Genomic DNA, 21,325 nt, shown 5'->3' with positions numbered 1-21,325 from the left:
GTAATGTAGTTATGATGTCAGAAATGGGTAAGAAGAAAAACGTAAAGATTTTTTCCGCAGTCATTGCGGCAATCTTTGTACTGAGCGTCGCCGGTGTGGCCGTTATGCAGATGGGCAATCCTGTCAACGCCGCACCGTCCAGCAATATTGGCGTCGTCGATATGAGTAAGGTCATTCCGCCGGACAATCAGGCGATTACTGATGCCCAAAAAGAAATGCAGCAGGCTAGCCAGGATGCACAGAAGCAATTTGAAGAACAGTCGGCGAACATGACGGACGAACAGAAACAACAGCTCTTTAGCCAGATGCAGGATGAATTAGCAAAAAAACAGGAAACCATTTATAAGGGCGTAAAAGATAAAGTCGATGACGCCGTTGGCAGCGTTGCCAGCACGAAGGGCTTGAGCATTGTTATCGATAAACGGGCCGTACTCTATGGTGGCCAGGATATTACGGAACAGGTTTCCAAAAAATTAAGTGAATCCCAGCCGGCTGCATCGGGCAGTTCTTCCTCATCCAGCCAGTCCAGTGATTCTACCCAGTCCAAATAAGGATCTGATGCCATGAAGCGGAAATACGCGGCTATTGCCGGTGCCATACTGCTTGCGTTTTGCCTGGGCCTGGCCTTTTGGTTTATGCACAGCCGCACACCGGCAACGCCTGTCAAAGAAAAAGGGCCAGTCATCGCTTATGCCGATGTGGAACATATCATGATGAGCCACCCTGCGTATAGTCAATACCATCACCTGGAACTGGAATATAATGCCATGGTGGCACAATACCAGTTCGAGCAATGGAACTATTCGCACCAGGCAGCTCTCCAAGGGAAGGCGGAACGGGATTTCTCTGTGACCGACGCCTTGTCGACGGCTGCCCTGAATCAGGAACTGCAGGCCCGCGTGGCAATCAAGCAAAATGAGCTCAATGCCGGCCTGGAACAAAAGTATCAGGAACTGCTCCAGACGAAGAAACAGGAACAGCCTGAACTTTCGGCAGCAGATAACCTGAAAATTGTCAATTTGCGGCTGAAGCTGGAAACGATGGTCCTTAGCAAGGACGAACGACAGGCAGCCCAAGAAGAATTGCAGGCCCTGCTGAGGAAGGGCAGCCATAATCAGGCCATGGATGAAGCGACGATTGCTGAAGTAAAGGCAGCTATGGCGCCGGAAAAAGAAAAGGCCCAAAAAGAGCTGGAAGCGTATGCCCTTCAGGTAAAGAATGAATTGCAGGCACGACAGCAAAAAAATCAGTCTGTGTTCCAGCAGCAGCTAGGCGAGCTGAACAAGCGTCCGGAACCGGCCGTGTGGAACAAGGAATGGAAAGATAAGCTGGAACAGAAAGAAAAGGAAATGAACGAACAGAAAGAGAAGATCTTGGCGGATATCAGAGAAAAAGCAGCCAGTGTCGCCCAGGAGCAGGGCATTGACCTGATCCTCTCCAATTATGAGGGTGTAGGGACGGCACGGGATGTGACCGACGATATTATTGTCAAGCTGGTATAAACAGGAGGCTTTTCGCGAATGAAACGATTAGGAAAACGGTTTGCTGCTGTAGTATGCATGATCCTGGCTATTGGCGCTTTGAGCGGCTGCGGCAGTGAAGATAAAGTCGGCTATGTCGATATGGCACGGGTGCAAAAAGAAGCACCGATGGTACAACAGTACCAGAAAAAGATGGAAGATAAAGATAAGGCCCTGAATGATGAACTGCAGAAAGACAAGCAATCCATGTCAGCAGAGGATTTCCAGAAAAAACAGCAGCAGGCCCAGCAGGAACGGCAGATCTATGCGGCCAGTATGCAGCAGCAGTTTCTTTCTGAAATTCAGACCAAGCTGGCAGATATAGCCAAAGATAAAAACGTAGGCATCGTCGTATATAAAGAGGTCGTACCTAGCGGCGGCATCGATGTAACGGACGATTTGATTGCAAAATTACAGTAAGGGGGCTGACCATATTGAAAAAGACCGTACAGGAGCTGGCCGTTATTTTAGGCGGAACCGTACTCGGTGATGGAACACGGGAAATCGAAGATATTAAGGGCTTAGCAGAAGCGGGCAAGACGGATATTACCTTTGCCGTCGATCCCTATACAGAGTATTTGCCGCAAGTACATGCCGGCGCTGTCATCGTAGCGAAAGAGGTACCGGCTGGCGATAATACCCTGGTGCTGGTAGAAAACCCGCGCCTGGCCTTTTCCCAGCTCTTAGTCCTCTTTCACCCGCGGCAGACGGTAGCCAAGGGTATTCATCCGACAGCCGTTGTCGATCCCAGTGCTAGTCTTGGCGAAGATGCCTCTGTGATGGCCTATGCAGTCATTGGCAAACATGTCAAAATAGGCAAGAATTGCACCATTTATCCCTATGTGTTCATTGGCGATAATGTGGTCATCGGCGATGATGCCGTCATTTATCCGGGCGCTGTCATCCACGAAAATTGTGAGCTTGGCAACCGCCTGGTCATTCGTGCCCATGCAGTCATTGGCGGCGAAGGCTTTGGCTTTGCTACCAATGAAGGCAAGCATACGCGTATCCCCCAGATTGGCAACGTCAAACTCGAAGATGACGTAGAAGTCGGTGCCTGCACGTGTATCGATAACGGTACCCTCGGCAGTACACTCGTCCGCAGAGGTACGAAAATCGATAACCTCGTCCATTTGGGCCATAACGTCGAAATTGGTGAAGATTGCTTCCTCATTGCCCAGGTTGGCATTGCCGGAAGTACCAAGGCAGGAAATCACGTCGTCTTTGCCGGCCAGGTAGGCTGCACCGGTCACATTACGATCGGCGATAATGTCGTCTTTGCCGGTAAAACGGGGATTACAGGGAATGTCAAGGGCAATCAGACCTATGCCGGCTATCCGATGCAGCCGCATATGGAATGGAAACGTTCACAGATCTATTTGAAGCATTTGCCCCAAATGTCAAAACGGATTAAAGAACTGGAAAAGAAGCTCGCCGAATTAGAAGCTAAAACGGCGCAATAAGAAGAGGCTAGCTCATGTATACGTTCATGAAAGTATTGAGCTGGATTATCTGCCACGTACCGGAACCGGTCCGGCGCGGCATGGGGACGTTTATTGGCTGGTTCTTTTGGACCTTTGTGCCGAAAAAACGAAAAAAGCTGGCCCAACGCCAAATCATGGAATGCGGCATTACAGATGACCCTAAAAAGGCAATGGATATTGCCGAGGCCAGCAGCCGCCGTTTTGGGCCCATGATCATTGAAGTTCTTTCGTATCCCTTATATACGAAAGAAAAACTCGATGAAAAGATAACCTGGCAGGGAAAAGAATATTTGGATCAACTGAAGGAAAGTGGCGAAGGGGCCGTCTTTATGGCCTCCCATGCGGGTAACTGGGAACTTTTGGGTGCCGTTTTGGCCATGCACGGCTATCCCCTTATTTCGGTTGCCCAGGAACAAAACAGTCACAGTGCCGACGCCTTTATTAACGAATACCGGGCTCTCATGAAGCAGCACGTTACCTATAAGACCGGTATCCGTGACATGGTTCGTTTCCTGAGTGACGGCCATTATATTGGCCTGCTCATGGATCAGGATCCGGGCTACACAGGCATTATGGTACGCTGGTTTGGCCGCGACACACTGACCGCTGATGGGCCGGCCAAAATGGCTGCGCTCAAAAACTATCCGATCATTTCCACGTTTATTCACGAAGACCGGCCGTATCATCATGTCATTGAGGTGCTGCCGCCCTTCCGCCCCTTTGCCGAAGGCGTACGGCCTACACGGGAAGAAAAGAAGCAAAACGTTTATGACGTTACGCAGGCACTGAATGACCGTTTGGAAGAGCATATACGTAAATACCCGGAAGACTGGTTCTGGCTGCATAACCGCTGGAAATGGACCAACCGGTACTTTGAAAAAGTGGCCAATCACGAAATGATTGAACGCTAAAACATACTACACTACTCAAAAAGGAACCCTGTACCACCAAGCGTATACAGCGCTTGGTGGTACAGGGTTCTTTGACTGCTGTGGCAGCGTAGGTTAAAGCCAGCCGAATTTACGGCACGCGTATAGAATGCCGCCCTTGTCGTTAGCCTTAGTCACGAAGTCGGCCCGTTCTTTAAGTTCCGGCCGGGCATTGCCTACGGCAATGCGGAAAAAAGGCGGCACAAACATGGCCAGGTCATTCAAGCCATCACCAAAGACGACGGCATCTTCCGGGCGGGCCTTGATGTGCGCCAGGAGACGGCGGATACCGGCGCCTTTATCTGTCGGCTCTACGAGGTACGTATTGGTAATGTAAGGCAGACGCGATAAGCCATATGTAGAAAGGGGCGGATCACCAGGGGCAGGCCGCACGTGGACCAGCTTGTAAATCCGTTGCACCTGGTCGATGTCGATGGGCTGTACGACCGTCGTAAAGAGATTGGCCTGGCCCAGGTGGCGGAATTCTTCGTAGGGCGTGTACCGGAGGAGTGTGTTGTCCGGGAAGATGGCCCAAGGCAGGTGGCGCCGTTCCAGTTCGTGCAGGAGGGCCCGGCAGTTTTCCATTGGCAGGCCTTCCATTTCGATTACCTTGCCGTCCAGGGTCAGGCTGTTGCCGCCATCACTGACCATGGAGGGGATGCCGTAGCGATGGGCTGTACGCCAGCCATCACATTGCAGACGCCCTGTGGCAATGGCAATAAAATGCCCCTCTTGCTGCAGCCGCCGCAGGCAGTATACCGTATCGGCCGGAATGACCTGGGAAATATCGAGACCCAGCGTCCGGTCTATATCAAAGAAGAAATATTTTTTATCCATCATAATGTGTCCTTTCTTTGTGTATCTGCCCAAAATTATATACGGATTAGGCCTTAGATTCAACTGCCACAGGTATAAGGCTTTGTAATTACTTTGTCAAGACTTGATTTTTTTCTGGTATTTTATTATACTAAGTGCAAGAGAAAACCCTACTGTGTGCGTAAAATGATCTAGTGTTTTGGACCAACATCTTATACATTGGGAGTCCGGACTCTGTGTTGTTAGGCAATGCCTTCACTGGACTGTCGATCTTCATAGGAGGACACCCACCTGCTCAGGCAGGCTCAAAACTTGGTTTATAAACGGCATGGTGGGGCTTCTTTTTTCTTGTTTTTTTTGATTATGAATGGAACGATTTTATTGCCGCTAAGTTATCTTGGCGGCTTTCTATTTACAATAGGAGCAAACAAATGGACGGAGATGATCTTTTCTCTCTGGCTGCCGAAGAAACGCAGCGCACTTTTGCGCCCCTTGCCGTACGTATGCGGCCGGAAACGCTGGATGAGATATATGGCCAGGAAAAGCTGATTGGGCCGGGCAGCTTTTTGCGGGCCATGATTGAACACGATACCTTGCCGAGCCTGCTCTTTTATGGGCCCTCCGGTGTCGGTAAGACGACACTGGCTCACGTCATCGCCCAAGTCACGCACAGCCGCTTTGTCAAAGTGAATGCTGTAACGGCAGGCACGGCGGAACTACGCGGACTCATACAGGAAGCGCGGGAAACGCTGCAGGTATACCAAAAACGGACTATTTTATTCGTCGATGAAATTCATCGCTTTAATAAAAATCAGCAGGATGTGCTTTTGCCATATGTAGAAGACGGTACAGTGACACTCATTGGGGCGACGACAGAAAATCCTTATTTTGAAGTCAACCGCCCTCTGTTGTCGCGTCTGCGCGTCATGACCTTTGAACCCTTACGGGAAGAAGCCATTATAGCCGTCTTGCGGCGGGCCCTAGGTGATCGCCAGAAGGGACTGGGCCAGTTGTCTATCGCGGCTACAGATGATGTATTAGGAACTATTGCCCGCGTGGCTGACTGTGATGCCCGGGCCGGCCTTAATCTTTTAGAACAAATCTGCCTCATGCTGCCGCCGGGAAGTACGATGACCACAGCGGCTGTAGAAAAAGTAACCGGCCGGCGTCTCTATACGTATGATAAAAAAGGCGATGCCCACTATGATACGATTTCAGCGTTTATTAAAAGCATGCGCGGCTCTGATCCCGATGCGGCTCTTCATTATCTGGCCCTCATGATAGAGGCGGGTGAACAGCCTTCTTTTATTGCCCGGCGTCTGGTTATCTGCGCGGCAGAAGACGTAGGTCTGGCCGATCCGCAGGCCCTCGTAGTAGCCAATGCCGCTGCACAGGCCGTGCAGCTTGTCGGCTGGCCGGAAGGGAAAATTATCCTTTCTGAAGCCGTCATCTATGTAGCCTGTGCACCGAAGAGCAACAGTGCCTGTCTGGCTGTAGACGCGGCAACGGCTGATGTACGCCAGTACGGCAGTGGCAGCGGTGTGCCGGCGTGGCTGCGCGACGCACACTACCAGGGCGCAGCAGCCCTGGGCCATGGCAAGGGGTACAAGTATCCCCACGACTATCCGCACCACTGGGTAGAACAGCAGTATTTACCTGACTCCCTTAAAGAGCATCGCTATTATGAAGCAACTGATAGTGGTGCTGAGGCAGCCATGGCTGAACGCTGGAAGAAACGGTGTGGCAAAGAATAAATGACACAGAAGGTGTCGTAACAGAAGGTGAATGAGTTTGGCACAAGCGAAAGGCAAGCAAACGCAGCATACGAAATCGCACCGTACGGCAAGTAAGCGCAAAGGCCGTACGCAGAAACAAAAGAATACAGAAACATCCCTCTTACGGTACGAAATACTGGGCATCATCCTGATTTGCAGCGGTATCTTTATGAGCGTAAGTATCGTTGGCGTAGATACGGGTAGTGCCGGCCATAGTCTGGACAATATCCTGTCGTATATTTTCGGCAGTGGCCGGATCCTCTTTACACTGGCCCTGATCGGCTTAGGCCTGAAATATATTATGGTGCGCAAGGCCTGCCCGCTGACCCGTAACTGGCTGGCCAGCGCGATTCTTTATCTTTTATTCTTAGGCATGATACATCTTGTGTTCGTGCCGGAAGGAACAGAATTTATGCCGCCTATGTTGCGTGTTGGCGGCGGGCTTATTGGCGGCTTTGTCGCTTCGGCCCTGCGTTCGTTTCTCGGTCAGTTTGGCGCCGTTTTAAGCGTGTTGGCCATGGCCGGAGTCACGTTGCTGATATGGAAAAAATGGTCCATTTCCCGGCCTGTTACGCTCGTTTCGGACAAGGCTTCGGCAGAGGTCGCCAAGGTGTCTGATAAGGCCGTAGAGGGCCTGCAGGAAGCATCACGCAAATGGCATGAACACCATCATATTTTTGACATTGAAAAAGAAGAAGAAAACAGCCGGGAAGAAGAGCGCAGCGAAGCCGTAGACGCTATAGGTGAAGCGGCAGTGCCGCCCGTACTGCCGTCAGAGCCGGAAACACCGGCCCATAGCGAATATGTACCGGAGGCGGCACCGGGTGGTTTCCTTTCTGTAGAAGAGTACGGACCTGACCACGAACTACTGGAACCGGAGGCCCCGGCGGAACACCGTATGAACGATGCCGAACCGGACTTGCCTTGCACGCGGCCTGTTCTTTCTGCTGTGTCTGCCAAGACGGTTACGCCGCCGGTAATCGGCAGGGACCTGGCAGAAAGCCCGGCACCTGAGGCTGCCCGGGATATCCTGAAAGAAGAACTGGCCGATCTCAAGCCCGTTGAAATCGATGCCACGGCTACAGCCGTCGATGTGGCGCCACAAGGCAGCCCGGCTGTAGCCGTAGCAAAAAGCGAAAACACATACCGCCTGCCTTCCCTGAGCATCTTAAAGCCGGGCAAGCCGCTGGCTGAAGGGCTGAGCGAAGAAGCCCGGGAAAATGCCGTAATTTTGCAGGAAACGTTAAAGAACTTTGGCATCGAAGCGAAAGTAACCAATGCCAGCCAGGGACCGTCGGTAACGCGCTATGAGCTGGAACCGGCAGCCGGTGTCCGCGTCAGCCGTATTGTCGGGCTGGCCGATGATATTGCCCTCAATTTGGCGGCAACGCAGGTGTTTATTGAAGCGCCTATTCCGGGCAAAGCGGCAGTAGGCATTGAAGTGCCGAATAAGAGCCGCACCGGCGTTAACTTACGGGACGTGCTTGAAAGCGATGCGTTCCAGCACGCTGCCAGCGGTGTACCCGTCAGCCTGGGCAAGGATATTGCCGGCAATCCGGTCATTGCCGACCTTACCAAAATGCCACACTTGCTCGTCGCCGGTACGACCGGTTCCGGGAAGAGTGTGTGCATTAATACGTTTATTGCCAGCATTCTCTTTAAACAACGGCCGGAAGATGTTAAATTAGTACTCATCGATCCGAAAGTCGTAGAACTTTCCGTTTATAATGGAATACCCCATTTGATGACACCTGTCGTAACGGACCCGAAAAAGGCAGCCAATGCCTTGCGCTGGGCTGTACGGGAAATGGATGACCGGTATAAACGGTTTTCCCAGGGTTTTGCTCGGGATATTAAGAGCTTTAATGAGAAATATCCTGAAGAAGCGATGCCCTATGTGGTCATCATTATCGATGAAATGGCGGACCTTATGATGGCGGCCTCAAATGATGTCGAAGATTCCATTTGCCGCCTGGCCCAAAAGGCCCGGGCCTGTGGCATGCACCTGGTTCTGGCTACGCAGCGTCCATCTGTAGACGTCATTACAGGCCTTATCAAGGCCAATATTCCCAGCCGCATTGCCTTTCGCGTATCGAGCCAGACCGACTCCCGTACGATCCTTGATATGGGCGGTGCTGAAAAGCTCATTGGTAACGGCGACATGTTCTACTTCCCGACTGGGGCACCTAAGCCTATTCGTGTCCAGGGGGCCTTCATTTCCGATCCGGAAATCGAACGCCTGGTTACGTTTATTAAGAATCAGAATGTCAGTGAACCCCAGTACGACGAATCCATCCAGCAGACGCAGGAAAGCAGTGGCGATACGGGCGAATTTTTTGAAGATGAGCTCATGCCCCAGGCCATCGATATGGTCTTAGAAACAGGCCAGGCCTCGTCGTCTATGCTGCAACGCCGTTTTCGCGTCGGTTTTACACGGGCTGCCCGCATGATCGATACGATGGAAGCCATGGGCATCGTCGGCCCTAATGAAGGCAATAAAAAGCCGCGCGAAATTATTATGTCGCCGGCAGAAGTACAGGAAAAGTTTTTCAGCAGTCAGTCGTGATACCATTTTCTACAATAATAGTATATAATAAAAATGATAGCCTGTACTTTTGAAAGGAGCGATTTTTTGTCTTCTATAGGAACCCGACTACGACAAGAACGGGAACGGCAGGGCCGTACACTGAAAGAAGTGGCCGACGCCACCAATATTAAAGAAGCATATTTGGCAGCTGTAGAAACAGAAAAGTTTGATACGATTCCCGGCGTTGTCTTTGTCAAGGGATTTATTCGTACGTACGCAAACTACCTTGGCCTGAATGGAGACGCGCTGGTAGAAGAATATAAAGAATCTTTTGTTTCCCGGACGCCACAGCCTGAAGTCCGTCCCGTCACGGGGAATCCCGTCCGCAAGGAACGGGGAAAAGAGCGGCGCCGCCAGGGAAAGTGGCAGGAAATAACCCTCGTAGCAGGAATTATTCTCTTTTTGCTGCTTATTATCTGGTTACTTTTATAGAGGTACATTATGAGAGAAAAATTTTTGGTTACCAGCCGTCGTGATATGGAAGAACGCGGCTGGGACCAGTTGGATTTTGTATATATTAACGGCGATGCTTACGTCGATCATCCGGGCTTTGCCGCAGCCGTGATCGGCCGTGTGCTCGAAGCCAGGGGGTATCGCGTAGGCATCATTTCCCAGCCGGACTGGCACAGTGCCGAACCGTTTAAGGCCTTGGGACGGCCCCGTTTGGCTGCCCTGATTACAGCCGGTAATTTGGATTCCATGCTGAGCGAAAAGACGGCTGCCAAGAAAATCCGCAATACGGACAGCTATTCGCCAGGCGGCATAGCCGGCAAACGGCCGGAACGGGCTACTATCGTTTATGCCAACCGCATGCGGGAAGCCTACAAGGATGTTCCTATTATTATCGGCGGTATTGAAGCCAGCCTGCGCCGCTTTGCCCATTACGATTATTGGTCAGATAAAGTGCGTCATTCTATTCTCCTCGACAGCAAGGCAGACCTGCTCAGCTATGGCATGGGGGAACACTCAGTAGTTGAAATTGCCGATGCCCTTGCCGAAGGGAAGAGCGTGGCTGAAATGTACAATATCCGTGGCATCTGCTACGTAACGAGTCACCCTCCTGTGACGGATAAGACCGTCGTCTGTCCGTCTTATGAAGCAGTAAAGGCCGATAAACTGGTCTTTGCCCAGGCGTTTAAACAACAGTATGAAGAACAGGATCCCTTTTACGGAAAAATCTTAATCCAGCAGTCGGAAAACCGCTATGTCGTACAGACGCCGCCGGCACTGCCGTTGACCACAGAAGAAATGGATGCCATTTATGAACTGCCTTTTCAGCGTCGCTGGCATCCCGATTACGATGCTGCCGGCGGTGTACCGGCCTTGCATGAAGTACAGTTCAGCCTGACTAGCCACCGGGGCTGCTTTGGTCATTGTCACTTCTGCGCCATTACCAGCCATCAGGGGCCTATTGTGCAAAACCGCAGCCATGAATCCCTTATCCGCGAAGCGCAGCGCATGATTCGCCTGCCGGACTTTAAAGGCTATATTCACGATGTAGGCGGACCGACGGCTAATTTCCGTCATCCGTCGTGCCAAAAACAGCTTACAGCCGGCGTCTGCCGGAACCGCCACTGTGTGGGCAGCGAAATGTGCCCTAATCTGGACACGTCTCACGCTGACTATTTGGAACTGCTGCGGGAAATACGCAAGCTCCCAGGCGTCAAGAAAGTGTTCGTCCGCTCGGGCTTGCGCTATGACTATGTCCTGGCAGATAACAATCATAAATTCGTAGAAGAATTGTGCCGTTATCATGTAAGCGGCCAGTTAAAGGTAGCTCCGGAGCATGTCGTCAAACACGTAACGGATCTCATGGGGAAAGCCGACGTGCAGGCCTTTTTGACGTTTAAAAAATGGTTTGATGAAGCCAATGAGAAAATTGGGAAAAAACAGTATCTCGTTCCCTATTTCATGTCCAGTCATCCGGGCTGTACCCTGAAGGATGCCGTAGCATTGGCTGAATTTTTGCGGGATATGCATATGCAGCCCGAACAGGTACAGGATTTTATTCCTACGCCGGGCAGCCTCTCTACGGCTATGTATTACACGGGCATCAATCCCTTGACGGGAGAAAAGGTTTACGTTGCCCGCCGGCCCGAAGATAAGCAAATGCAGCGGGCCCTCATGCAATATAAGAACCCGGCTAATTACGATATTGTCCACAAGGCGTTGTGCCTGTGCGGTCGCCGTGATCTGATTGGCTACGGCCCGAAGTGCCTCATTCCGCCGCGCCGTCCCGGTAAACGGTCAGAACAGGGGAGCCGGGGCAGGCGGCCTGCTGCAGCTGCGGCGAAAGCCCGCCCGGGCCGCCGCGCTGCCGGTGTGCCGGGGAATCATGATGCACGGCGTGGACCAGGCAAGAAAGCCCGGACGAACCATTCTGCATTCAGGTGATGTTATGAAAAAAAATATACCATTACTGGCAGTCATTTGTTTCGTCTTGGCTGTCTTGTGGTTTAGTAATGTCCTGTTAGAACAGCAACAGGAACAAAAAGCAGAAGAAGCATACCGCTCGGAGCAGCATCTCGTCGTCTATTCGGACATGCCTGCGGATGTAAATAATGCCTTAGCACGGGCTTTTTATGGCGATACAGGCATGCGCGTACAGATTGAAACCCGGACGGATGAACAGTTGCAGACACTTGTGGCCGACGCAGCTTCGGTACACGGACCGGATTTGATCATTGCGTCGGAACCGATTTTAAAGAATCTGCAGCAGGCGGCCTTACTGCAGCCGTATACATCTGTTACGACGGGGACTGTACCGGCTTCGTTTAAAGACGCCAACGGCTATTGGACGGGTCTTTGGTACAACCCCATGGTCTTCGTCGTCAGCCGTGACTATTACCAGCGCCGCGGCGACCAATTGGAAACGTGGGATGATCTCCTGACAGATCCTAACCTGGTTCTGGCTTTTCCCGATTTGGCTGCAACGGATTTAGCCGGTGATTTTCTCTGTTCCTACGTAGAAATGTCCGGGACAGAGGCGTCGAGCCGGTACTTTAAAGCACTACAGACCCATGTTGCTTCTTACGCTAAGTCCATGACGCCCATTGTTCGCCGTGTAGCTGCAGGAGAAGCCGATGTAGGTGTTGCTGATGCAGCGACAGCACGGCAGTATCTGAACGATAAAGCACCGATTATCGTGCTCTATCCGGAAAATGGCACGTCGTATTGGCTCTATGGCAGCGGTATTACCAAATGGTGCAGCGACAAAAACCTGTCTTATCTCTTTACGGACTGGCTCTTGTCGCGCAGTGTCTTAGGTGTATTACATGAACAACATCTCTTCCTGACTTCCGCCAGCGATGTGCTGCCGAAGGAATTGGATGGACGCAATATGTATCCGGTCCTCTTCCCGGTACGCAAGCTGTATACCGATCAAGGGCGCAGGAACATTCAGGATTGGTGGATTAAAACTATTCGCTTTGGAAAGGAACCATAATCTGCATGGAAAAAATTGGTTTTATCAGCTTAGGCTGTTCTAAAAATCTGATTGATACGGAAGTAATGCTGGGGATTCTCAAGGATCACCATATGGAAATTACGGAAGACCTGGATGAATCGGATATTATCATCGTCAACACGTGTACGTTCATCGAACAGGCTAAGCAGGAATCGATTGATACGATTTTACAGGCTGCCCGCTATAAGACGGAAGGCCGCTGCAAGATCCTCATCGTCACGGGCTGTCTGAGCCAGCAGTATAAGGAAGATCTGCTCAAGGAAATGCCGGAAATCGATGCCCTTCTCGGCACGGGCTCCTGGGACCGGATTCTCGAAGCAATCGACTCGGTCAAAAAAGGCAAGCGGGCCTGCTTCATGGACAACGTAAGCCATTTGTATGATGCCCATACGAGCCGTCAGCGCACGACGCCGGGGTATACAGCGTATGTAAAAATAGCCGAAGGCTGTAACAATGGCTGTACCTTCTGTATTATTCCCCACGTGCGGGGCAAGCTGTACAGCCGTCCTGTAGACTCTGTCGTCGAAGAAGTAAAGCAGCTGGCCGCTGATGGCGTCAAGGAGATTAACCTCATCGCCCAGGACACGACGAGCTATGGCGTTGACCTGGCCGGCCACTCCCTGTTGCCGGAATTGCTGCGCCAGCTGGTCAAAATTGAAGGTATCCGCTGGATCCGCCTTTTCTATTTATATCCGCATTATTTTACAGATGAACTGCTGGATCTCATCGTTTCAGAAGACAAGATCTGTCCCTACGTCGATCTGCCCTTGCAGCACATTTCCCAGACCGTCCTGGAACGCATGAACCGCCGTGACTCGAAAGAAGATGTCCTGCGCCTGGTAGATAAGCTCTGTGCCCATGGCCGCAAGCTGACCCTGCGTTCGACCTTTATTGTCGGGTTCCCCGGTGAAACGGAAAGCGAATTCCAGGAACTCTGCGACTTCGTAGAAAAGACGGAATTTGATGACGTCGGCGTCTTTACGTACAGCCAGGAAGACGGAACACCGGCAGCACGCATGGCGGATCAGATTCCACAAGAAGTTAAAGAAGAACGCTATCACCAGCTCATGGCCATCCAGGCCAAGGTATCGGAACACCGCAATCAGGAATTGGAAGGCTCCCTGCATACGCTGCTGGTGGAACGGATCGAAGAAGAAAATGGCCAGCGCCAGGCCGTAGGCCGCATTGAAATTCAGGCACCGGAAGTAGATGGCCTGACCTATCTGGAAGATGCAGCAGACGTACAGCCCGGCGATATGGTTACCGTCCGCATTGCCCAGGGCTTTGCCTACGATCTGGTGGCTGAACTGGCCGAGTAATAATTGGGGGGACGTGTATGTTAGTAGAACTGGTAACGACTGGTTCCGAGCTTCTTCTGGGAGAAATCGTCAATGTGAACTCCCAGTATCTTTCACAGGAATTAAACCGTTTAGGCTATTCCGTCGTCTATCATACGACCGTCGGCGATAATCCGCAGCGGATGGAACAGGTTCTGCGTACGGCTCTCAGCCGTGCCGATATCGTAATTACGACAGGGGGACTCGGACCGACGCAAGGCGATATGACGAAGATCATCGGGGCCAAAATTATGGACGCTCCCTTGGAATATCATGCAGAAATAGAAGCGGCTATTAAAGATTGGGTAGAAGGTCATCACAGCAACCGCAGGATGACGGATAACCAGAAACGCCAGGCTATGATTCCCGCCGGTGCTGCCATTTTTACAAACGGTGCCGGTACGGCACCGGGCGTAGCCATCCATAAGGAGGACAAACTCCTCGTCCACCTGCCAGGACCGCCGGCTGAAATGCGCTGGATGTATGAAAACCGCTTGAAACCATACCTGCTTCAAACCTTTGGTTCCCAGGGCTATATTAAATCGCGCTATATCAAGATTTATGATTTGGGTGAAGCCTTCATTGAAGAAACCCTCATGGATCTTATCAAAAGCCAGTCCAATCCGACGATTGCCATGTATGCCCGGCCCGGATTCGTAGAAGTGCGCCTCACGGCAAAAGCCGCAAACGAAGCAGAAGCGACGGCCTTGCTGGAACCACTGACAGAAGAACTGCAACGGCGCCTGCAGCGCGCCGCCGTGACGATCGACCAGGAACCGCTGGCCGCTGCCTTAGGCCGGATTTTGAAAGCCCATAAGCTGACGCTGAGTGCGGCTGAATCTTGTACAGGTGGTCTCGTCGGTTCCCTGATTACGGATATAGCCGGCAGTTCTGCGTATTTTCTCGGTTCTGCCGGAACGTATTGCAATGAAATGAAAGAGAAAATCCTTGGCGTTTCTGCGAAAACCCTGGCAGCTTATACGGAAGTAAGCCCCCAGACGGCCGGGGAAATGGCTGAGGGGAGCTGCCGCCTCTATGGTGCCGATATTGCGATCAGCACGACCGGGATCGCCGGTCCGTCCGGCGGTACAGCCGATAAGCCTGTAGGCCTCGTCTATACAGGAATTGCCGGTCCGTGGGGGACCGTAACGCACCGCGATGTCTATCCCGGAGACCGCAGGGAAGTGAAAGAACGCGCAGCCACGCGTGCTATATATTATGCCGTTCAATATCTTTTAGAATATATAAAATAGGAGTGAAATATGGAAGCTAAACAAACTGCACTAGAAAATGCAATGCGCAAGATTGAAAAGGATTTTGGCAAAGGCGCCATCATGCGTTTAGGCGACGTAGCCGACAAGATGAACATTGAAGTCATTTCTTCTGGCTCCCTCGCTGTCGACCTTGCTGTTGGTGTAGGCGGCTATCCCCGCGGCCGGGTTATCGAAATCTATGGTCCTGAATCTTCCGGTAAGACGACACTGGCCCTGCACGCCATTGCGTCGGCCCAGAAGAGCGGCGGTATTGCAGCCTTCATCGATGCCGAACATGCTCTCGATCCGGTTTACGCCCGCCATTTGGGCGTCGATACGGCGAACCTCCTCGTATCTCAGCCGGATAATGGCGAACAGGCCCTGGAAATTACAGAAGAACTCGTCCGTAGTGGCGCTGTCGATATTATCGTCGTCGACTCTGTAGCTGCACTGGTGCCGAAAGCGGAAATCGAAGGCGAAATGGGCGATTCTCACGTAGGCCTGCAGGCACGCCTTATGAGCCAGGCCCTGCGTAAGCTCACAGGCATTATTTCCAAATCGAAAGCGATCGTCATTTTTATCAACCAGCTGCGTGAAAAGGTCGGCGTCATGTTTGGCAACCCCGAAACGACAACCGGTGGCCGGGCTCTTAAATTCTATGCGTCTATCCGTATAGAAATCCGCAAGGGCGAAGCCATTAAGCAGGGCGGCGACGTCATTGGCAACCGGGCCCGCGTCAAGGTGGTCAAAAATAAGGTAGCACCGCCGTTCCGCAATTGCGAATTCGATATCATGTATGGCACAGGCATTTCCCGTGAAGGTACGATCCTCGATCTGGGGTCGTCTATGGATATTATCGAAAAGAGCGGTACGTGGTATTCCTATAAAGGCGAACGTCTCGGTCAGGGCAAGGAAAACGTAAAACTCTTCCTGAAAGAACGGCCGGAAATCGCCGACGAAATTGAAAAAATCATTCGCGACACCCTGGCTGCCGAACCGGAAAAGTTTGAAGAAGTATCGGAAGAAGTGCAGCTGCATGACGTGGAAGATGATACAGACCTGACAGGAGAAGAAGAGTAAGATGGAGTATCAGGAAGCGTATGCAAAAGCCTTGCGATTGCTGAATACACGCTTTCTTAGCGCTGGCGAGCTGACCCGGAAATTACGGCAGCGCGGGGCTGATGATACTGTCATTGAAGCCGTGTTGGAGACGCTGCGGCAAGAACGTTTTATTGACGACGAACGTCTGGCCGTAGCCGTGTATGAATATTACGCCAGAAAACGGCAATATGGTCACCGCTATATTGTGACGCGCCTGCAGCGCCGTTACCTGCCTGTGCCGGAACGGGAAGAAGTAGAGCCTTTTGACGAAGAAACAGTAGCCGCGGAGCTGGTAGAACGCCGCTTTGATACGGCGGCAGATCCGCGTAAGGTGGCCCGCTTTTTACAAAACCGCGGCTTCTCTCCCTTCGTTATCAGCAGCATCCTTTCGGAACGCCACTGGGACTGATTTTTTAAAGAGCAGCTGCACCTTGACAGGCAGACGTGTATATCTTGACATGAGAAGTAAAAAAATTTACAATTATAAGAGCCGGTTTAGATACTGGTTACCTATTTTGCGTAATTGCAGGTTTTTTGAAAATGATGTAAATGAAATAATTACACATATAAAAAGCCGGACGCGTGTTCGGCTTTTTATTGTGAAGAGGAGGTGAGAGAAGATTATGTTATTAGCTACTATTGCAGCAGCAGTTGCTTGTGGCATTATCGGCGTAGGAACGGGCTACTTCTATCGGATGAAAATTGCTGAAGGAAAGATTGGCAAGGCAGAAGTAGAAGCAGAACGGATCATTACGACAGCGCGGCAAAATGCAGAATCGCGCAAGAAAGAACTCGTTCTGGAAGGCAAGGAAGAAATTCATAAAATGCGGGCTGACGCAGAACGGGATCACAAAGAACGGAGAAATGAACTCCAGCGGATGGAACGCCGTCTCTTGCAAAAGGAAGAGCACTTGGACAAGAAATCCGATTCCATGGAAAAACGCGATGAAGCGTTGCAGCACAAAGAAGAGGAAATTGCCAAAACGCAAGAGAAAATTGATTCGTTGTACAGCCGTCAGATGGAAGAATTGGAACGTATTTCCGGCCTTACCTATGATGATGCGAAAGAACTGCTCCTGAACAACGTCAAGACAGAAGTCAAGCATGAAACGGCGATGCTCATTAAGAATCTGGAAGAGGAAGCCAAGGAAGAAGCAGAAGGAAAAGCACGGGAAATCATTTCTACGGCAATTCAGCGTTGTGCTGCCGACCATGTGGCAGAAACGACCGTTTCTGTCGTATCCCTGCCGAATGACGAAATGAAAGGCCGTATCATCGGGCGAGAAGGCCGCAATATACGGGCGATTGAAACGCTGACGGGCGTCGATCTGATTATCGACGACACACCGGAAGCTGTTATTTTGTCCTGTTTTGATCCTATCCGTCGTGAAATTGCCCGTATTGCTCTGGAAAAACTGATTGCCGATGGCCGTATTCATCCGGCACGGATTGAAGAAATGGTCGAAAAGGCCCGGAAAGAGGTCAATCAGAAGATCCGTGAAGCCGGGGAACAGGCAACGTATGAAGCCGGTGTTCATGGTCTCCATCCGGAACTGATCAAAATCCTGGGCCGCCTGCGGTACCGCACCAGCTATGGCCAGAACGTACTGCGCCATTCTGTAGAAGTATCCCAGCTGGCAGGAATCATGGCTGCCGAATTGGGTGTCGATGATAATCTGGCCAAACGTGCCGGCCTGATCCACGATATCGGCAAGGCTTTGGATCACGAAATGGAAGGTACCCATGTTTCTATCGGTGTAGAAGTAGCCAAGAAGTATGGCGAATCGAAACCGATCATCAACTGTATTGCATCCCATCATGGTGATGAAGAACCAAAGAGTGTAGAAGCTGTTCTCGTAGCAGCGGCAGATGCTGTTTCGGCAGCACGGCCAGGTGCAAGACGGGAAACGCTGGAAAACTATTTGAAGCGTCTGACAAAACTCGAAGAAATCGCAAAATCGTTCGACGGTGTCGAAGATTGCTTTGCTATACAGGCGGGCCGTGAAATTCGTGTCATGGTTAAACCTGAAAAACTGGATGAATCTGACTGCGTCCTGCTGGTTCACGACATTGTAAAACGCATTGAAGCTGAACTGGAATATCCCGGTCAGATCAAGGTCGTTGTCATTCGTGAAACGCGGATGATTGATTATGCAAAATAAGATGAAATACAACCCCTGTCGCTGCGGCAGGGGTTTTTTAGCAGTTGTTTGTATATCTTTTCTTTATAAGTCATTTCACGTTGTGGTATGATATAGGTAAGAAGTACGTGTGGAATAACAGGAGGGATAGCCCATGAAACGGAATAAAAAAGGAATGGCAATCCTGCTGGTGCTGCTTTTGGCCTGTGCCGCGTATTTTGCCTATACGCAGTACGAAACAGCGGCAGCCAGACGGGCAGCAGCCCAGCTTACTTTATCAGGCAATGTGGACGTGCGTGAAGTATCCCTGGCCTTCAGGGAAAGCGATCGTATTGACAGTGTTCTCGTCGACGAAGGCGACACGGTAAAGGCCGGACAGGTCGTGGCAACCTTAGACAGTAAGGAATTGCAGCTGGGAATTCAGAAATTGAAGTCCCAAATCGCAGCCCAGCAGAGCGCCGTAGATAAGCTGCTCAATGGCAACCGGCCGGAAGATATCCGCCAGGCTCAGGCCAATTATGATGCGGCAGTATCGGCTGCTAAAAATGCAGCCGGCGTCTATAACCGGACCAAACAAATTTATGAAGATATTCAAGGTGTGAGCCGCCAGGAGTTGGATACGGCACAACACGATGCGGCTGCCAAAGCAGCGACGGCAGAAGCGGCTAAACAAGCGTGGGAACTGGCCCAAAACGGTGCGCGCCACGAAGATATTGCGGCCGCTCAGGCTAATTTAAAGGCCCTTCAAGACGAACTGGCCCAGGAAGAGTATGTCCTCAGCCAATACGTACTCACGGCACCGACAGATGGCGTCATCCGCAGCCGCCTCCTCGAACCGGGGGATATGGCCTCGCCGTCGGCTCCGGTCTTTAAACTATCGATTCTAAATAAAAAATGGGTCCGTGCATATGTAAAAGAAACGGATCTGGGCAAGATCCACGAAGGACAGGCCGCCCAGGTCTATATCGACAGCCAGCCCGATACGCCTATTGCCGGTCAGATCGGTTATATCGCCGATACGGCAGAATTTACGCCGAAAACCGTACAAACAGATGAACTGCGCACGGCTCTGGTCTATGAAGTGCGGGTCTATGTAGACGATCCGCAAAATGTCCTGCGCCTGGGTATGCCGGCAACGGTTACGATTGATCTGGAGGGAGCAAAATGAGGACAGCCGTTATTGAAGCGGCAGGCATAAGCAAAACCTTTTACCCGAAGAAGCTGCCTCCCGTAGCGGCCCTGCAGGACGTAAACCTGATTGCCCGGACAGGACAGCTGACGGCACTTATCGGCCCTGATGGTGCCGGTAAAACGACGTTTATGCGCCTCTTGTGCGGCCTCATGAAGGCCGATGCAGGGACCCTTCACGTCGTCGGTCTGGACGTGGCCGAAAGGCCTCAGGCCGTACAGGATGAACTCAGCTATATGCCGCAAAAATTTGGCCTTTACGAAGACCTGACGGTACAGGAAAATCTGGATCTCTATGCCGATCTCCACGGCATTACGGCAGCGCAGCGGCAGGAGCGGTTTGCCCGGCTCCTGGAAATGACCGGACTGACTCCCTTTACAGGCCGTCTGGCAGGCAAGCTTTCCGGCGGGATGAAACAAAAATTGGGACTTGCCTGTACTCTCGTCCGTTCGCCTAAGCTGCTTTTGCTTGACGAACCGACGGCCGGGGTCGACCCCCTGTCGCGGCGGGAGCTGTGGGAAATTTTGCAGCGCCTGGTGCAGGAAGAACACCTGTCTGTGCTCGTCAGTACGGCCTATATGGAGGAAGCCAGCCTGTGCCAGGACGTATATGTCTTGAACCGCGGGCGCATGTTGGCAGCCGGCACGCCGGAGCATCTCTGTCGTCTCGCCGAGGGACGCTGCTTTAGCGTTCTTTCACCGGCGAGCTTTTCCTTGCGCATTTTGCAAAGTGAACTGTTGCGCGATCCCTGCGTGACCGATGCCGTACCAGTAGGCGGGCGCGTGCGGGTGATTACGACGACGCCGGCTGCCGTACCGGCCATACTGAAAGAGCATGGCTGGAAAAAAGAACCTGTCGCGCCGCGCCTGGAAGATGCGTTTATGATTCTCTTGCATCAGGACGCGGCACAGGAACGGCAGGCTGTGCCTGGGCTTTCCCGGACGGATGGCCTCATTGTCGATCCGCTGACCCAGCCGGTCGATATAGAAGCCCGCGATCTCGTTCGCACCTTTGGTGATTTTGTCGCCGTCCGCCATACGTCCTTCCAGGTCCATCGCGGTGAAGTGTTTGGCCTTTTGGGGCCTAATGGCGCCGGTAAGACGACGACCTTCCGCATGCTTTGCGGCCTCTTGCCGGCTACCTCGGGCTATCTCAGCGTAGCCGGAGTGAACCTGCGCAAGGCCCGTACGCAGGCGCGGGCAAATATCGGCTATGTGGCACAAAAATTCTCACTTTACGGGAGCCTGACCGTCTATGAGAACCTGCGCTTTTTTGGCGGTATTTATGGCCTTACACGGCGGCAACTGGAGCGACGTATCACGGCGGTCATGGAAGAGTTTCAACTGACGGAGAAAGCCGATTACGTAGCCGAACGGCTGCCTGGCGGATATAAGCAGCGCCTTTCCATGGCAGCGGCCTTGCTGCATAAACCGAAAATCCTTTTCCTTGATGAACCGACGAGCGGCATCGACCCGCTGGCCCGGCGTCAGTTCTGGCAGCAGATTACACGATTGTCTGCCCAGGGGACGACGATTATCATTACGACGCACTTTATGGATGAAGCGGAATACTGTGACCGCATTATGATCCAGGACAAGGGGGCCCTTCTGGTTCTGGGCAGGCCCGATGAAATCAGGGAGAAACTGCACCTGCCCGGTGCCGATATGAACGCTGTCTTTATTGCGATTGTGGAACAGGCCCGGCAGAAAGGAAACGAGGGGATATAA

At 51.9% G+C, this 21,325-nt stretch carries 18 protein-coding genes and 1 other RNA gene; 18 read left to right on the top strand and 1 reads right to left on the bottom strand.

Annotation, left to right across the window (positions count from 1 at the left end):
- Positions 1–11 precede the first annotated feature (11 nt).
- The 5 genes from H8J70_RS01230 to H8J70_RS01210 are packed head-to-tail and all read left to right on the top strand — an operon-like array spanning position 12 to position 3,915.
- Positions 12–551 carry an OmpH/Skp family outer membrane protein gene (locus tag H8J70_RS01230; RefSeq protein ID WP_186501938.1) on the top strand — a complete coding sequence of 180 codons (540 nt, stop codon included), beginning with the start codon at positions 12–14 and terminating at the stop codon, positions 549–551.
- A gap of 12 nt (positions 552–563) precedes the next feature.
- Positions 564–1,502 (top strand): OmpH/Skp family outer membrane protein, encoded by a 939-nt coding sequence (locus H8J70_RS01225; RefSeq protein ID WP_186501937.1) that lies wholly within the window; start codon positions 564–566, stop codon positions 1,500–1,502.
- Positions 1,503–1,520: 18 nt separating this feature from the next.
- Positions 1,521–1,940 carry an OmpH/Skp family outer membrane protein gene (locus H8J70_RS01220; protein WP_186501936.1) on the top strand — a complete coding sequence of 140 codons (420 nt, stop codon included), beginning with the start codon at positions 1,521–1,523 and terminating at the stop codon, positions 1,938–1,940.
- Positions 1,941–1,954: 14 nt separating this feature from the next.
- On the top strand, positions 1,955–2,983 hold the full coding sequence (gene lpxD, locus H8J70_RS01215) for a UDP-3-O-(3-hydroxymyristoyl)glucosamine N-acyltransferase (RefSeq protein WP_186501935.1): 1,029 nt from the start codon (positions 1,955–1,957) through the stop codon (positions 2,981–2,983).
- Positions 2,984–2,997: 14 nt separating this feature from the next.
- Positions 2,998–3,915, top strand: a complete 918-nt coding sequence (locus H8J70_RS01210; RefSeq protein WP_186501934.1) for a lysophospholipid acyltransferase family protein — start codon at positions 2,998–3,000, stop codon at positions 3,913–3,915.
- Between the two features lie 93 nt (positions 3,916–4,008).
- Here the strand turns inward: H8J70_RS01210 and H8J70_RS01205 are convergent, their stop codons facing one another.
- Entirely contained in the window at positions 4,009–4,773 is a 765-nt protein-coding gene (locus tag H8J70_RS01205) for an HAD hydrolase family protein (RefSeq protein WP_246415217.1), read from the bottom strand.
- Positions 4,774–4,913: 140 nt separating this feature from the next.
- Here H8J70_RS01205 and ssrS point away from each other — a divergent pair.
- From ssrS to H8J70_RS01140, 13 genes are all read left to right on the top strand, one after another.
- A non-coding RNA gene (gene ssrS, locus H8J70_RS01200) (6S RNA) lies at positions 4,914–5,091 on the top strand.
- 89 nt (positions 5,092–5,180) lie between these two features.
- Positions 5,181–6,503: a replication-associated recombination protein A gene (locus tag H8J70_RS01195; protein ID WP_186501933.1), complete on the top strand. Its 1,323-nt coding sequence runs from the start codon at positions 5,181–5,183 to the stop codon at positions 6,501–6,503.
- A 190-nt stretch (positions 6,504–6,693) separates the two neighbouring features.
- The gene (locus H8J70_RS01190) at positions 6,694–9,090 is read left to right on the top strand and encodes an FtsK/SpoIIIE family DNA translocase (RefSeq protein ID WP_425489115.1); all 2,397 of its coding nucleotides are present in this window, start codon (positions 6,694–6,696) and stop codon (positions 9,088–9,090) included.
- Positions 9,091–9,156: 66 nt separating this feature from the next.
- Positions 9,157–9,543 (top strand): helix-turn-helix domain-containing protein, encoded by a 387-nt coding sequence (locus tag H8J70_RS01185; protein ID WP_246415215.1) that lies wholly within the window; start codon positions 9,157–9,159, stop codon positions 9,541–9,543.
- Between the two features lie 9 nt (positions 9,544–9,552).
- On the top strand, positions 9,553–11,505 hold the full coding sequence (locus tag H8J70_RS01180; RefSeq protein ID WP_186501930.1) for a YgiQ family radical SAM protein: 1,953 nt from the start codon (positions 9,553–9,555) through the stop codon (positions 11,503–11,505).
- Positions 11,506–11,509: 4 nt separating this feature from the next.
- Positions 11,510–12,556, top strand: a complete 1,047-nt coding sequence (locus tag H8J70_RS01175; protein WP_186501929.1) for an ABC transporter substrate-binding protein — start codon at positions 11,510–11,512, stop codon at positions 12,554–12,556.
- Between the two features lie 5 nt (positions 12,557–12,561).
- Positions 12,562–13,896, top strand: coding sequence for a 30S ribosomal protein S12 methylthiotransferase RimO (gene rimO, locus H8J70_RS01170; RefSeq protein ID WP_186501928.1), 1,335 nt, complete (start codon positions 12,562–12,564; stop codon positions 13,894–13,896).
- Positions 13,897–13,913: 17 nt separating this feature from the next.
- The gene (locus H8J70_RS01165; protein ID WP_186501927.1) at positions 13,914–15,167 is read left to right on the top strand and encodes a competence/damage-inducible protein A; all 1,254 of its coding nucleotides are present in this window, start codon (positions 13,914–13,916) and stop codon (positions 15,165–15,167) included.
- Positions 15,168–15,176: 9 nt separating this feature from the next.
- A complete protein-coding gene (gene recA / locus H8J70_RS01160) occupies positions 15,177–16,247 on the top strand; it encodes a recombinase RecA (RefSeq protein WP_186501926.1) in 1,071 nt (356 codons plus the stop codon).
- 1 nt (position 16,248) lies between these two features.
- The gene (locus H8J70_RS01155) at positions 16,249–16,677 is read left to right on the top strand and encodes a regulatory protein RecX (protein WP_186501925.1); all 429 of its coding nucleotides are present in this window, start codon (positions 16,249–16,251) and stop codon (positions 16,675–16,677) included.
- Between the two features lie 214 nt (positions 16,678–16,891).
- Complete coding sequence (gene rny, locus H8J70_RS01150) at positions 16,892–18,430, top strand: ribonuclease Y (protein ID WP_186501924.1); 1,539 nt, start codon at positions 16,892–16,894, stop codon at positions 18,428–18,430.
- A gap of 133 nt (positions 18,431–18,563) precedes the next feature.
- Complete coding sequence (locus H8J70_RS01145) at positions 18,564–19,577, top strand: HlyD family secretion protein (protein ID WP_186501923.1); 1,014 nt, start codon at positions 18,564–18,566, stop codon at positions 19,575–19,577.
- Positions 19,574–21,325, top strand: coding sequence for an ATP-binding cassette domain-containing protein (locus H8J70_RS01140; protein WP_186501922.1), 1,752 nt, complete (start codon positions 19,574–19,576; stop codon positions 21,323–21,325). The genes H8J70_RS01145 and H8J70_RS01140 overlap by 4 nt, the downstream gene beginning before the upstream one ends.

It is taken from the genome of Megasphaera hominis (assembly GCF_014269395.1).
GTDB classification, from domain to species: Bacteria; Bacillota; Negativicutes; order Veillonellales; family Megasphaeraceae; genus Megasphaera; species Megasphaera hominis.
This window is presented reverse-complemented; position numbering and strand designations above follow the sequence as displayed.

Excerpts from the sequence above, each read along its gene's own strand:
- H8J70_RS01230 (WP_186501938.1), top strand. The coding sequence starts at position 12 with ATGATGTCAGAAATGGGTAAGAAGAAAAACGTAAAGATTTTTTCCGCA.
- H8J70_RS01225 (WP_186501937.1), top strand. The coding sequence starts at position 564 with ATGAAGCGGAAATACGCGGCTATTGCCGGTGCCATACTGCTTGCGTTT.
- H8J70_RS01220 (WP_186501936.1), top strand. The coding sequence starts at position 1,521 with ATGAAACGATTAGGAAAACGGTTTGCTGCTGTAGTATGCATGATCCTG.
- H8J70_RS01210 (WP_186501934.1), top strand. The coding sequence starts at position 2,998 with ATGTATACGTTCATGAAAGTATTGAGCTGGATTATCTGCCACGTACCG.
- H8J70_RS01205 (WP_246415217.1), bottom strand. The coding sequence starts at position 4,773 with ATGATGGATAAAAAATATTTCTTCTTTGATATAGACCGGACGCTGGGT.
- H8J70_RS01195 (WP_186501933.1), top strand. The coding sequence starts at position 5,181 with ATGGACGGAGATGATCTTTTCTCTCTGGCTGCCGAAGAAACGCAGCGC.
- H8J70_RS01190 (WP_425489115.1), top strand. The coding sequence starts at position 6,694 with ATGAGCGTAAGTATCGTTGGCGTAGATACGGGTAGTGCCGGCCATAGT.
- H8J70_RS01180 (WP_186501930.1), top strand. The coding sequence starts at position 9,553 with ATGAGAGAAAAATTTTTGGTTACCAGCCGTCGTGATATGGAAGAACGC.
- H8J70_RS01175 (WP_186501929.1), top strand. The coding sequence starts at position 11,510 with ATGAAAAAAAATATACCATTACTGGCAGTCATTTGTTTCGTCTTGGCT.
- rimO (WP_186501928.1), top strand. The coding sequence starts at position 12,562 with ATGGAAAAAATTGGTTTTATCAGCTTAGGCTGTTCTAAAAATCTGATT.
- H8J70_RS01165 (WP_186501927.1), top strand. The coding sequence starts at position 13,914 with ATGTTAGTAGAACTGGTAACGACTGGTTCCGAGCTTCTTCTGGGAGAA.
- recA (WP_186501926.1), top strand. The coding sequence starts at position 15,177 with ATGGAAGCTAAACAAACTGCACTAGAAAATGCAATGCGCAAGATTGAA.
- H8J70_RS01155 (WP_186501925.1), top strand. The coding sequence starts at position 16,249 with ATGGAGTATCAGGAAGCGTATGCAAAAGCCTTGCGATTGCTGAATACA.
- rny (WP_186501924.1), top strand. The coding sequence starts at position 16,892 with ATGTTATTAGCTACTATTGCAGCAGCAGTTGCTTGTGGCATTATCGGC.
- H8J70_RS01145 (WP_186501923.1), top strand. The coding sequence starts at position 18,564 with ATGAAACGGAATAAAAAAGGAATGGCAATCCTGCTGGTGCTGCTTTTG.
- H8J70_RS01140 (WP_186501922.1), top strand. The coding sequence starts at position 19,574 with ATGAGGACAGCCGTTATTGAAGCGGCAGGCATAAGCAAAACCTTTTAC.